A 13,193-nucleotide genomic window follows, 5' to 3' on the forward strand; every position below is an offset into this window, starting at 1 on the left:
GGTCGATTTAGTGTGCGAGAAGAGGTTGAAGCAGTAACATCGCGTCGAAAGCGATGCATAGACTGCCGGCTACACAAGCTCCTACGAACAATGGCCGCATCAACGCAATGTTTCGATCTCGATGTACGCGGCGGTACTCTAGCAACATCGGAACGACGACCGCTGGTAGAATGAGAGCGAGGCCGATCTGTGACCAGATCAAAAGGTCCGTCGCATGCACGCCGCCGACCATAAGGCCGGCGGCCGGCACGATTGTAGCGAATCGCCGGACAAGCGGAGGTACTCGCCATGGCGCTAGCGCCCGAAACACATAATTTCCCGCGACGGTGGCAGTAGCGGAAGCAGCTATACCGCTAGCTATCAGTCCTCCGCCAAAAATTAGTGCGATCGAACCACCTTGAGCTAGCTGCAGCCCGTGAAATGCGGCTTCAATGGAGCCGTTGTGACCCATTAGCGAGCCACCGACTACAAGGATGGCGCCGTTCACAAACGTGGCAAGACCGAGAGCGATCCATGTTTCCTTCGAGAAGATGGCGGTTTGGCGGACTCGCTGGGCTTGTTCGGTCGCCGCATTCTTTAGCACCAGAGACGAGTGCAAGAATAGATTGTGCGGCATTACTGTGGCTCCGATGATTCCAACAATCAAAGGTATGGCACCCAGCTTCGAAATTGTCGGCATAAGACCGCCGACTATTGTGGGCAGAGCCGGACGCAAGATAACGAGCTGATATGCGAAAAGCAGGGCGATAAAGCCCAACACTAGGGCCATTGCCGCTTCCAGCTGCCGGCTTTCACGGCGCCCGAACATCAACAAGCCGAAGACCGCCAACACACCGGCGGCAACGCTAGCCTTCATACTCCAGTGCAATAGCAGTTGCAGACCGAGGACGACTCCGCCAAACTCGGCGAGATCCGTTGCGACGGCTGCGCCCTGAAACACACACCAAAAGGACGTCGCAAGTTTGGGCCATCGTTGAGCCATCGCGGTCGCTAGGTCGACGCCGGTGAGCGTCGCAAGCCGTACAACCGAGATTTGCAAGGCCGTCGCCATGAGGTTCGCCAGAAGGACGACCCATAGGAGAGTAAAACCGAAGGAGCCCGCGGCAATATCGGTCGCCCAGTTGCCGGGGTCGATGTAGCCAATGCTAATGGCGAATGCAGGTCCGACTATGCCGAGCCACGGCAAGCTCGGCAGCGAAGCGTCACGCCGGCCTGGCCGGCGCGGCAGGGCACGAAAGCGCCCGGCCGTTAGCTCAAAGCCGCAAACCGTCACGAGCGCTCACTCGCGCCGGATCGCTGATTATTGAATGTTGCCATTAATTCCATTTGGAAAAAACGGTTTAGCGATGGCGATTACTTCGCTGAATGTCCGAATCTGCGACAGACCGTCCTGATTGACATCGAAGTATAGGTGCCCTGACGGTGGCGGCAGTTTGTCTTTCTTGTCGAGGCGCCCCGGCGGATTGGTGGAGACATGCATCTGCGCAATCATGGTCCGGATGCTGCCCGTGTGCTGCGCCTCCGTTGCTAGGATACGCGCGGCCGCCCCTAGGATTTCCTTCGAACTTATCAGCGGCGCCGCTCCGCCGTATGCGCTGACGCCTGTATCTTCGAACGCGCGGGCTAAAACGAGAAATTGCATCGAATTCGCAAACCCGATTCCGAGCGCATCGAGATTTATGGCGGGCTTGGCGATCGCCTTATTGCCGAGAACGCTACGCAAGAATTCTACGTGTGTAAGTTCGTCGTTGGCAATCTGATCTGAGACGCCGGCTTCAGTCTTATCGCTAATGTCGACTTTCTTGCCGCCCGTAGTTGGCCCGCGATTGCCCACGCCATTTACTTTGACACCCATTTGCTCGATAGTTTTTCCGTGGACCGCTACGTTGTAGAATTCGGCCTCAAGGTATTCTAAATTAAGAGCAAAGTTGACGATATCGATGTCGCTATATTTACCATCCGGGCCGATGCCCAGACTGTCGCTTCCCGCACCGCCGCCGGCACCGAGTACGGCCGGCGTGATATTACTGCTACAAGCGGCTCCGAGTAGCGCACTTGTCACAACTAAACCCGACAGCATCGACGTGCGCGAAATACGTCTAGCGGCGAGCTTAAAAGGATCGTACGGATGTGCGTTCTCAGCGGTATCGGGACCGCTGGTGTTGCGATCGACCGCGTCTGATTCCGATGGCAGTTTCACAAACAATTCCTCCGCGATGCGCATGTGGCGTCATCAGCTTGGTGCGTTGATTCATATCGGACGCACGTCAGACCCATTTGGATTGTCTGTTGAAGAAGATTTTGCCAAAAAGTTCATCGAGCGCGGGACGCGCTGAAAGTTAACTGCTGCGCGCGTAAGCGAGGATCAGCAGAGGGGACAGCCGATCGCTCCTACGCCGGCACCGCTGGCAAGTGAAGTAAGTTGAACGCTTTGGCCGTTCCCTTGAAACGCAGATATGCGATCATCTACTCCGTAAGTGAAAAGGATTCGGTCGAGATGCGCCTCTGCAAAACGACCGTAACTAAACGTCTACCCCCGCAAACAAGAACTATACGCGTACAGAGACTAGCCGCCAGATCGAAGCTTTCGATCACGAATAATCGATCGAGCTCCAGCAAACTAAGCATTCTGGCAATACTCGGCGCGACATTTTGTAATCCGAGCTTGGTGTCAGCGATTTGTTCTCGCCAGGCGCGAAGCTGCGCAATCAGTACACCAAGACACGAGCAATCGATAAACTCGCTCGCCATAAGATCGAGTACGACGTCGCTCTGCGGCTCAGTTTGCCTAAGTTCCGCTCGTATGTCGTACTTGCGAGCGATATCGTAATCGCCACCTTTGAGTAGTAGGGGCTGGAGTCATGTCGTGTCGGTGACCCCCGGGGACGAGTAAACATTCATATCGTAGTGTACGTACGACTGGTGTTCTGCATAGAACCGAACACAAGCAAGGGAGGTTTCCAAGAGCAAACAAGAGCTCTCGCTCGCTACCGCACGCATATTCGCGAGTTCGAAGTCCATGCTGTCTGGGTATACGGTCAGGACGAGCGGGTCGGCCGAGTCGCTCGCAGGCCGGAGGTTTTTGACGCAACCTCCGGCTGACCAAACGTCAAATCGCCTTATACCACATTTCGGACATAGCCCTAGGCGTTGGTGGACGGGTGGAAGCCTCTCCAAACGCGAAAACCTTTACTACTCGACGCATCCCCCACAAAGAGCGCGGTCGCAATCTCAACATAGAGTTGCTGTCGGCCTTACCGAACATCCAGTTTCGGCCGACTTTCTATGGAGCCGGCAAGAACGGAGTCGGCTATGTCTTCCGTACCAAAGAAAACCACGACGGGCAACCTGTTCCTCGATCATCTTCCGTCGCACGTCTTGGACGCGATTCGGCCATCTTTGACGAATGTATCGCTCAAGCGTGGTGAGATTGTCTTCGAGTCCGACAGAGCCTTCGAAAAAGTTTTGTTCCCGATCGGCAGTATCGTGTCGATCGTGCTAGAGATGCTCGATGGTGCAACAGCGGAAGTGGGCCTCGTCGGACGCGAGGGAATGACGGACTTGTCTATCGTTTTGGGTCAGTCGGCGGCACAGCAACGGGCAATCGTACAAGTTCCCGACTCGGCGCAGTGTTTGCCGGTGTCCGCTCTTGGCAATCTGCTCGAAAAGGAGCCTGCGCTGAAGGCTTCGATGCTCAGATATGCGCAAGCGACCATAAACACGGGCACCTATTTGGCAGCTTGCAACAGCTTACACCCGACAAGTGAGCGTGGCGCGTTGGCTCCTCATGGCGCACGATCGTGTTAAAGGCGACGTAATACTCCTAACGCAGGAATTCCTGAGCCAGGTGCTGGGCGTTCAAAGGACAGGTGTAAATGTGGCCGCTGACGCGCTGCAAGAGGCTGGATTCATCTCTTACGCGCGCGGTCACAATACAATCTGAAATCGCGGCGGGCTTGAATCGGCCGCTTGCGAGTGCTACGACAGGATCGACGAAGCATATCAGACTGTCATGGGATTTTCCACGAAGAAGACAAGCTGGCACTCGGCATGTCACACTCACAAAGTCAGTGCAGACGGGGCAGCGCTTAACTCACAGTAAAGAGCGTCGCCGTGCGAGATTCATGGAACGGCGTAGTAACCTAGCTGTTAGTTACACGCTTCTTTTTACACAATACCAGACAAAAAGTCCGCCCTTTCTTGGCGCGTCCCTGAAAGACGAGAGCGCCCATCCGAACGACCAGCTACAAGTCCTCGAAGCGTATCCTAACTCGATCCGTAGCCGACGCTCTAAGCGCAGCGCCGAACATTCGCATCTCGTCGACGACACCCGCTATCTCGAAAAAACGCGAAATGCGTCCATACGGTGCGAACACATATATCGTGCGTCGGAAAGTGGTTCACATTGGCGTGCGTACCAAACGTACCGTACGAATCGGTTCCCGCCGGACCGGAGTTGAATGGCCGACACGTCGTAAAAAAAAACGAAGGTTTCTAGGCGAAATCCTGACCGCACGGTTGGTAGCAGGGGGAGCCGCCAACCCTCCGGGACCGTGCCACACCAGTGGAATACCGCGAAATTCCGCGGCGCATACGTCGAGCGCGCGATGGGCCACGGACGTGAAGGTGAGGCCGCCTCCGCTACCCACTTCGAGCGCACGAGCCCCGCGAGGCCGCCCATCATCGAATGTTATGCTGATACCCCGATCTGCTCGGGACGACCGATGCGCGCGTTCAGCTCGTTCTTTGCATACCGGCGGCCGAACATTCGCGGCAACGCCTAGATCTTTCCAATCCCCGAGCGGAGCAACTTCATTCTTGACTCGCTTCCCAGATTCGGCCGAACTGGCGCACGTTTGACTCGATAACTTCGTCCAGGTCGGCCTTCCAAATAGAGTCCGGTAGAGATTCGCTCGAAAAGATCTCGAGCACGTACGGTCGACCGTAGCCCGCCGCGCGGACCGCCTTCACGATCGCCACATTATCGATCGTGCCGTGACCCAGGCTGATGCGGTCCGCGCCGGAGCGCGGACGCCGCCAGTCGCTGATCTGCACGAGAAACGTTCGGTCCGCTGCGGCAGAAATGACGTCGTACAGGTTGGGAGTTTGAAAAACGTTCCAGGTGTCGACGCACAGCCCAAGGGCTGGATGGTCGATCGCGCGCACGAGCTCGAGCGCGCTATCCAAGCCCCACAGCGCGGTGTCCGAATTGAACAGTACCGGATTAAGAGGTTCGTATGCCAAGCGCATGCGCCGTTCGGCAGCGAAGTCGGCTAACTCCGCGAAGGCGTGCAGCGCGCGTTGGTACACGGCCTCAGTATTGCCTCCGGGCGCCGCCCCGGTGATGACGACGAACGGGGTTTGCTCGGGCACATGCTCGGCGATTCGGTCGATCGCGGTTTTCATGTGAACGACCCGATCGTCCGGATTCGTCGGCGTGGGTGCCAGACTATCGGGGAACAGTGAGTGCACGGTCGATTGCACGGAGCTCACATCGAGCCCCACTTGGTGGATGCGCTCGAGTTGCGGAGCGTAGTCTTCGCGATCGAGCTTGAATTCACATATCTCTATGGCAGCGACCCCGTGAGCGCGGTAGCGTTCGATGTCGCGTTCGAACGACCAGGGCCACGTCGTGAACTCGCTCACGCCAAAGCAGCCGACGGACTCCCCCATGCCTTATACCTCTTGTCGTAGCTCGAGAACGCAGAAACCTTTGGCATCAAGTTGGATCGCAATGCCGCGCTTGAGATCTTCGGCTTTCTTACTTGCGGCGTCCAACCACTCGCCGCGAAGACTATTGTAAGCGCGCACGGCGTAGCGCCCGGCAAGGCTTGTCGTTAATCGCAACGAGGTCGTCGTCGTGCGGTCCATGGTATTTCCAACCAAGATGACCATGTGATTGCGCTTACGCAGCGCGATCGCCGTCGCGGCGTCTCCACTCACATGTACGTCCGCGCTAATATCGCTATCGTAAGCTTGGTACATCATCGATTGATCGAACCGGAAGTTCGCATACATTTTGATGTCGGGAGCGCGGACGACAAACCACGTTAGACGCTTGCCGCTCAGCGGCAAGTCGCGTACGCCCATCCATTTCCAGCCGGCTGCCAATTTAGGGTTTACGCTTGGCGACCCACCGGAAAGATTCAGACCACCGGCCCCTTCGATCGCCGCCCACAAATAGCGTGGCGGAAACCACGGCGACAGCATCATTCCTTGATTAGCCAGCGTCTCGCCGTGCAGCCATTCAGAAAATTGCCCGGGCACGGTGTTATTGTGCAGCGGGTCCTTCGAATAATGCTGGAAGCTACTTCGTAAAGCGAAAGCCATGAAATCGGCATTGAAACGCGCCGCAGCAAAGGCATACCAAAACGTAACACCTACCCAAATGCCGCCCAGCAGGCCGTAGCCGTGCGTTGGCCCGTAGTTGATATCGTTACGCGGAATCGTATGGATGCCGGCGTCGCTCCAGAACTCGGGTCCGCTGAGCTTACTGACGACGCGCGCGGCCGTTTCGTCGTCGGCCACCCCGAACATGACCGGGAAGACCAAGTCGGAAGTAACGTCGGTGCGAGCTTTGCCGTTCAGATCGATATTGAGATAATACAAGCCTGTCTCTGAATCGAGCAAATGCTCGTTGATGGCCTTGCGCAACGTGTCGCCGTGTTCCATGAACTCTGCGGCTTCCTTATGCTTGTCCAGCACTCTCGCCATGTGCCCGACCGTTTTGAGCGCGGCATAGCATTCCGAGTTCACTTCGGTCGTCGCCCCCGACAGCCGATAGTTTTTGATGACGTTGCGCCATCCGACGATGCCCCAATCAGACGTTCCAGTTGCCGTGCACCAGACCAGACCCTGCTCGTTGCGCTGCGACAGAATGTAGCGAGCGGCCTTGAGCGCCTTGGGGTAGACTGACTTCAAAAAGCTCACGTCGCCAGTCGTATTGTAGTGGTGCCACAACGCTAAAATGAGCAGCGGGGTATTGTCGTTGATATTGAGACCGTAGTCTGCCGATTTTCCGTTCCGAATATCATAGTACTCGATGACCATGCCGTTCTTGTTCAGGTGATTCGCATACCACAACAGCGATTCGCGGGCGAAACGCGGCGTGATGTAATCGGCCCCGAATGCAAACCAGGCCGTATCGCGGCCGACGCTATTATTGGAGCGAGTCGGATCGTTCACGAAGCTCCAGCCCGTCTTGGCCAGCACTTCGGTACGGAGCATATTGGCTTTCGCCCATAAGACGCCGCGATTTACGTCGGGGTCCGGCGTCAGGACCACGGCTAGGCCGAGAATTTCGTCGTAGTGTTGGCGAGTCCGCGCGAGAGCTGCTGTAGGGCTCGGACACGACCGGTACGTTCGTTGCGCAGTCGCTCGGCCCGACGTGGAAAACGATAGCAACAATGTAAGCTCGCCGTATTCGCCAGGCTCGAGCGAGTGACTGAAGTGCAGAATTCCGATTGGGTCGCCCGGGCCTTTCTCGGTTTTATCGGGAAGCTCGCCGGGAAAATTCGAGGCGCTCGACTTGCCCATATCGTGGGTTGTCTCGTAGGATGTCGGCTCGACGGAGCAACCGAACATTCGCACGAGATTCGGGTCTGACTTGTTCCAGGCCACGATCGCCCGGTGCTTTGGGCTATACGTCGTCAAGACGTCGTGGTTGGTGTTTCCGCGCAATTGAGCGGACGCATAACTGCCAATCTGCAACTCTTCGGCCGTGTCGTTCGTCAGTTTCAATCGATAGTAAGCGGCCGGCGGATCGACGGTGTTTCCATCGGGTTTGCCGTTCAGAACGAAGACGTCTTCTTCGACCGTGATACCGTTTGAAAGCGTAAATATATGTTGCTGATGGTCGGGATGAATGACGAATTTTCCGTCCAAAGCCGTAAGCTGGATTCCGGTTTGTTCGTCCCAGTGGTGCAACACTACGGTCCCGATAACACTTAAACCGGCATCGATCGAATACAACTTCTCAATCGCACCGGTAGGCTTAATGATGACGACGGCTTTCGGAGCGCCCAGGGTGCTGCCCGCCGCCATTTGGCTGTCGGCGATTTCATAGGTCGACATCCGTTCGCCGGATCCGGCTATTCGGGCGATCACAGACTACCGGATTGTTTTGTCATACCGCCGTCGATAACGTACGATGCGCCCGTAACGTAGCCGCCCTCGTCGCTAGCAAGATAGACACATAGACCTGCGATTTCTTCAGGCTTGGCCATCCGGCGCAAGGGAATTTCCGCCAGTAGCCGATCGTATGCTTTACGGTTGCCCTTGAGTTTAGCGTCCATCGGGGTGTCCACCGCACCCGGACACACGTCGTTGACGGTTATACCATAAGCCGCGAGTTCGACCGCGATGGTGCGCATGAGCATTTTGACGCCACCCTTAGAAGCGCAGTAGGGTGCGTTTGTCGGCATCGCCAGCTCTTCGTGCACCGAAGAGATGTTGATAATTCGCCCGCCGCGCTTTTGCTTAACCATCTGTTTTGCCGCGGCTTGCGAACCGATCCAAGCTCCGGTTAGATTGATCGCGATGATCTTAGACCACTCATCGAGCGGCGTTTCCAAGAATGGCGCCTTGTGTTCGATCCCCGCATTGTTGACGAGAATGTCTACGCCGCGAAAATGTTGCACCGCCGCCTCGATGAGCTCGGCCACCTCGTCGGCTTTACTGATATCTGCCGCGACCGCATACGCCTTGCCGCCGAAGTTCTCGATCTCGTCGACGAGTGACGTAGCCGGCTTTTCATCGCCAAAATAGTCGATGACGATCTTGCCGCCTTCGCGCGCCATCCGCAATGCGATCGCTCTCCCGATTCCGCTGTCGCCTCCGGTGACGATCGCCACCTTATCCACCAAGCGCATGGCTCTCCTCAAAAGACGTTGCGTCTTCTTCAATCAGCGGGAGGCGGTTTACGCCACGCGGGAAGGCCATCTGCAAGGACCAATCCATCGCGACTCGTGCTTTGCGACTCCAACCCGGCAGGCGGCCCAAATAGTACGAACGCCAGAGCAGCCACGCCGGAAGCCCCGCAAGCAGTTTCCCGCCGGGCAATTCGGCCAACGCTTGGCGATCGCCGAGGCACGCCATTTGTCCGAGCTCTTGGTACCTGAAGTTTCGAGTCGTTTTCCCCCGCAGCGCGGCGAGCACGTTTCGTGCTACCAACGGGCCCTCGCGGGTCGCGTTTTGCGCCAACGGTGCGTACGTACCACCGCGGCGGCGCGGAACGGCGGCGCAATCGCCGAGCGCCCAAATATCCTGCGCGCCAGGCACCGAAAAGTCGCCGTTCACTGTAACCGCTCCGTGTTCGTTGGTTTCGATGCCGAGCGTTTTCACGAACGGTGCAGGCTCGACACCAGCCGACCACACGATCGTGCGGCTCTCGAAGCGTCTGCCGTCCTTCAGCTCCAAACCGTGGCCGTCCGCCGCGGCAACGTCGTCGCCCAAATTGATGCGTACGCCTCGTCGCGACAACGAGCGCGCTGCGTTCTTGCCAAACTTCTCCGGCAGATGTTGCAACAATCCGCGGCCGCTCTCGACTAACACCACCTCGACACGACCCCGGTCGATTTCCGGAAAGTACCGTAACACCGACCGCAAGAATCCTTGCAGTTCGCCGGCGGCTTCAACGCCGGTAAATCCTCCGCCCACGATGACGAATCGCAGCAAGCGGTCGCGCTCGACCAAATCGTGCGTTCTCGCGGCCACCTCTAGCGCTCCTAGAACACGGTTACGCACGTGGACGGCGTCGGCGATCGTCTTAAACGCCAGCGCGAATTTCTCAACACCCGGCACGCCCATCGTCGAACTGCTCGAACCGACCGCGAGTACGAGTTGGTCGTACGCAACCGTCTTGCAATCGTGCGTCAAGGGGTGGCGTACGGAAACGGTGCGAGCTTCTCGATCGGCTCGGATCGCCTCGCCCAGTTCGAATTGCGATGCGCGCAGTAGCGCTCGCAAGGGCTGAGTAACGTCGCGTACATCGAGCGAACCGCTCGCAACCTCGGGCAGCATGGGCGTGAACAGCATGTAATTTTGGCGGTTGATCACCGTCAATCGTACATCGCGCGGACTGGAACGACGTTCGAATTCTCGAGCGGCGGCGACCGCGGCGAAGCCGCCGCCCACGATTACGATGCGATGCATGGCATTACGTCAAACCGCATATCGCTCGGCGTCCGAACGCTTGAGCTCCAAGCCGATCCCGGGCCGGCTAAGATCCGGGTGAAGGCTGCCGTCGACCGGTTCGGCCGGTCCGTCGAACAGCATTCGCTCGATCCGTACGTGGTCAAAAAAGTACTCCATATGGCGTAGCTGCTTGCAAGCCGCCGCAGCGTGCAGTTGAACGTATGGAGCGCAGTGCGTCGACAGGGGCTGCATCATCGTTTGGCAGAGACCGTCCACGGCTAAAAGCCCGCTGAAGCCGGCGCAGCGCGTCGCATCCGCTTGCAGTACGTCAACCGTCGCGGCTCGCAACATGCGCTCGAAGTGATAGAGCCCGTACCCATACTCACCGTCGGCGACATCCATGCCTGCGGGCACACCTCTCCGAACGATGCTTAGCCCATCGAAATTTTGATGGTACACGGGCTCTTCGTACCACGTGACACGAGCCTGCGAAAATTGCTCCGCTTGGCGTAGCGCCTGTTGAATCGAGTAGGCTCCATTTGCATCCACGAACAGCTCCGCCTCGTCGCCAATCGCGCGGCGCGCCGCCGAAACGCGCCGAACATCAGCGTGCGGATCGCGCCCAACCTTCATCTTCACGCGCGGAATGCCCGCGCTGACCCATTCGCCCAACTGCTCGCATAGACGCTCAAGCGTATATGAGGTAAAGCCTCCGCTCCCATACACCGGCACGGCTTCGCGTGCAGATCCAAGCATCACGCACACGGGCAAGTCCAACGCCTTCCCTTTGAAATCCCAGAGTGCGATGTCGAGTGCCGAGATAGCCATCGACGCGATACCATCGCGCCCGAGGTTGCGGATCGAGTGGAACATATCGTTCCAGCGCGACCCAGTCTCCATGGCGTTTTTTCCAACGAGCACGCCGGCTAAGAGCGAGTGAACGAGCTTCGCGGTCGACACGTCCGCATAGGTATAACCGATACCGGTGACGTTGCCGGAATGAACCTGCACGTACACCAACGTGGTCGCATCCCATTCCAGCGTTCCGTCGGATTCGTGGCCGTCGGTCGGCACCGTGTAGGCCCGTACGTCAACCGCTTCTATAGGGTACTCGCAACGTCGAGCCAAGGCGATGGTCATTCGTTTTCTAGCTCTCGCTCCGGTTCGGAAGCACGGTCGCAAGCACGGTGCTGATGGTATCGCGGACCACGCCGTCCCGATCCGGATCGCCTTGCACCATTGCCGAAAACAGATTGTGCGCCTGTTCGAGGGTGATGTGCGGCGGCAGCTGCGAAATGTCTCGGTCGACGACCGCATCGAAGATTACCGGCCGATCGGCGGCTAAGGCACGATTCCAAGCCGGCCCGACTTCCTCGGGCTTCTCAACTCGAATGCCACAGAGTCCGAGCGACTCGGCGTAGTGCGCGTAGTTGAAGTGCGGAAGATTTTGAGAAGCTTCGTACTTCGGGTTACCAGACTCGACGCGCATCTCCCAGGTCACCTGGTTGAGATCCGAGTTGTTGAGCACCAGGAAAATGAGCCTCGGATCGCCCCACTCCTTCCAATATTTCTTGACGGTCAGCATCGACGCATTGCCGTTCATCTGCATTGCTCCGTCTCCGGTCATCGCCACGGCAATTCGATCGGGAAATGCGAATTTCGCCGCGATCGCGTACGGAACCGCACCGCCCATTGTTGCCAATCCTCCCGACAACGATGCTTTCATACCGCGACGAATGTGAATGTTGCGTGCGAACCAATTGGTGGACGTGCCGGCATCGCTGCTTAAAATCGCGTTATGCGGAAGACGGTCGTTCAGTTCCCAAAACACCAACTGCGGATTGAGCGCTTTGCCCTCAACGCGCGACCGCCTGCGTTCGTCGCGTTCCCAGTTCCGTCTGCCATGGGCGATCTTTTCACGCCATTCCGTTTCAGGATTCTGGTGCAGCAGCGGCAACAACTGGGACAACGTCCGAGCGCTGTCCCCGATGAGATTGACTTCGGTCGGGAACCGTAGCCCGATGTTCCGCGCGTCGATATCGATCTGCACCCCTCGCGCCTGGCCGGGTTTGGGAAGAAATTCTGAATAGGGGTAGCACGTGCCAACCATCAGTAGGGTGTCGCATTCGTTCATCATCTCGTAGCTGGGGTGCGTTCCGAGCAAACCCAACGTCCCGGTCACGTAGTGCAGATCGTCCGGCAACGCGGCCTTGCCCAGTAGCGCTTTCGCGACCCCGGCACCCAAGCGGTCGGCAACGGCCATCACCTCTTCGGCAGCGTTTATCGCGCCCGCACCGATCAGCATCGCGACTTTCGTGCCGGCATTTAGAATATCGGCAGCGCGTTCGAGATCTGCCTTTTGCGGTACGACGATCGGAGCCGAATATCCAACTCCGCTCGGGACCATATTGTGCTTGTGCGGCTGAACCGAAACCGCGTCTTCTTCTTGGATATCCTTAGGAACGATCACGCACGTAACCGTTCGATACGCTGCCGCGGTGCGCACCGCCCGATCGATGATGTGGCCCATGGCGGCCGGGCTCGAAACCGTATACGTATAGGCGCTGACATCTTGCATCAGCACTTGCAGATCGACCTCTTGCTGATACGAGCCGCCGAGTGCGCTAACGGCAGCCTGTCCGACGATTGCGACGACCGGCATGTGATCCATTTTGGCATCGTATAAACCGTTGAGCAAATGAATGGCGCCCGGCCCCGACGTCGCCAAGCAGATGCCCGTTTCGCCGGTAAATTTTGCGTGCGCGCACGCCATGAAAGCAGCTTCTTCTTCGTGCCGCACTTGGACGAATCGGAGTTTGTCCCCGATCCGATCGAACGCACCCATAATCCCGTTGATGCCGTCTCCCGGATAACCGAAAATTCGATAGAAACCCCAGTCGACCAATCGTTGCAATAAAAAATCGGCAGTTGTTGCCATACAATTACACCTAAACCTTATATGTTTATGTTCCCAAACTCACTGGCCTCAAAACTTGCAGCCAACCGGCCGATTCGCCGCGTTCCGGCAGATTTTAAATCGTCGCCGTCTTACGCCTTAC

General features: G+C 57.6%; 9 protein-coding genes. 1 reads left to right on the plus strand and 8 read right to left on the minus strand.

What is annotated here, in order from left to right; genetic code table 11:
- Positions 1-7 precede the first annotated feature (7 nt).
- Complete coding sequence (locus tag VGF98_14725) at positions 8-1,273, minus strand: Nramp family divalent metal transporter (protein ID HEY1682898.1); 1,266 nt, start codon at positions 1,271-1,273, stop codon at positions 8-10.
- A 27-nt stretch (positions 1,274-1,300) separates the two neighbouring features.
- Positions 1,301-2,200, minus strand: a complete 900-nt coding sequence (locus tag VGF98_14730; protein ID HEY1682899.1) for a ferritin-like domain-containing protein — start codon at positions 2,198-2,200, stop codon at positions 1,301-1,303.
- A gap of 1,112 nt (positions 2,201-3,312) precedes the next feature.
- Between VGF98_14730 and VGF98_14735 the strand changes: the two genes are divergently transcribed.
- The gene (locus VGF98_14735; GenBank protein ID HEY1682900.1) at positions 3,313-3,807 is read left to right on the plus strand and encodes a hypothetical protein; all 495 of its coding nucleotides are present in this window, start codon (positions 3,313-3,315) and stop codon (positions 3,805-3,807) included.
- 1,005 nt (positions 3,808-4,812) lie between these two features.
- On the opposite strand, the gene VGF98_14740 is transcribed toward VGF98_14735, so the two are convergent.
- Genes VGF98_14740 through VGF98_14765 form a run of 6 tightly spaced genes read right to left on the minus strand, consistent with a single transcriptional unit; the run spans position 4,813 to position 13,072 of the window.
- Positions 4,813-5,673 (minus strand): sugar phosphate isomerase/epimerase family protein, encoded by an 861-nt coding sequence (locus tag VGF98_14740; protein HEY1682901.1) that lies wholly within the window; start codon positions 5,671-5,673, stop codon positions 4,813-4,815.
- A gap of 3 nt (positions 5,674-5,676) precedes the next feature.
- Complete coding sequence (locus VGF98_14745) at positions 5,677-8,106, minus strand: hypothetical protein (protein ID HEY1682902.1); 2,430 nt, start codon at positions 8,104-8,106, stop codon at positions 5,677-5,679.
- A complete protein-coding gene (locus tag VGF98_14750) occupies positions 8,103-8,861 on the minus strand; it encodes an SDR family oxidoreductase (GenBank protein HEY1682903.1) in 759 nt (252 codons plus the stop codon). Before VGF98_14750 ends, VGF98_14745 begins: the two co-directional genes overlap by 4 nt.
- On the minus strand, positions 8,854-10,152 hold the full coding sequence (locus tag VGF98_14755) for an NAD(P)/FAD-dependent oxidoreductase (GenBank protein HEY1682904.1): 1,299 nt from the start codon (positions 10,150-10,152) through the stop codon (positions 8,854-8,856). Before VGF98_14755 ends, VGF98_14750 begins: the two co-directional genes overlap by 8 nt.
- Positions 10,153-10,161: 9 nt before the next feature.
- Positions 10,162-11,274, minus strand: coding sequence for an enolase C-terminal domain-like protein (locus tag VGF98_14760; protein HEY1682905.1), 1,113 nt, complete (start codon positions 11,272-11,274; stop codon positions 10,162-10,164).
- A 7-nt stretch (positions 11,275-11,281) separates the two neighbouring features.
- Positions 11,282-13,072 carry a thiamine pyrophosphate-requiring protein gene (locus VGF98_14765; GenBank protein ID HEY1682906.1) on the minus strand — a complete coding sequence of 597 codons (1,791 nt, stop codon included), beginning with the start codon at positions 13,070-13,072 and terminating at the stop codon, positions 11,282-11,284.
- Between the last annotated feature and the right edge of the window lie 121 nt (positions 13,073-13,193).

It is taken from the genome of Candidatus Tumulicola sp., assembly GCA_036490475.1.
GTDB lineage: Bacteria > Vulcanimicrobiota > Vulcanimicrobiia > Vulcanimicrobiales > Vulcanimicrobiaceae > Tumulicola.

Bases quoted from the DNA above. Each gene is read 5' to 3' on its own strand.
- VGF98_14735 (HEY1682900.1), top strand. From the start codon at position 3,313: ATGTCTTCCGTACCAAAGAAAACCACGACGGGCAACCTGTTCCTCGAT.
- VGF98_14740 (HEY1682901.1), bottom strand. From the start codon at position 5,673: ATGGGGGAGTCCGTCGGCTGCTTTGGCGTGAGCGAGTTCACGACGTGG.
- VGF98_14755 (HEY1682904.1), bottom strand. From the start codon at position 10,152: ATGCATCGCATCGTAATCGTGGGCGGCGGCTTCGCCGCGGTCGCCGCC.
- VGF98_14760 (HEY1682905.1), bottom strand. From the start codon at position 11,274: ATGACCATCGCCTTGGCTCGACGTTGCGAGTACCCTATAGAAGCGGTT.
- VGF98_14765 (HEY1682906.1), bottom strand. From the start codon at position 13,072: ATGGCAACAACTGCCGATTTTTTATTGCAACGATTGGTCGACTGGGGT.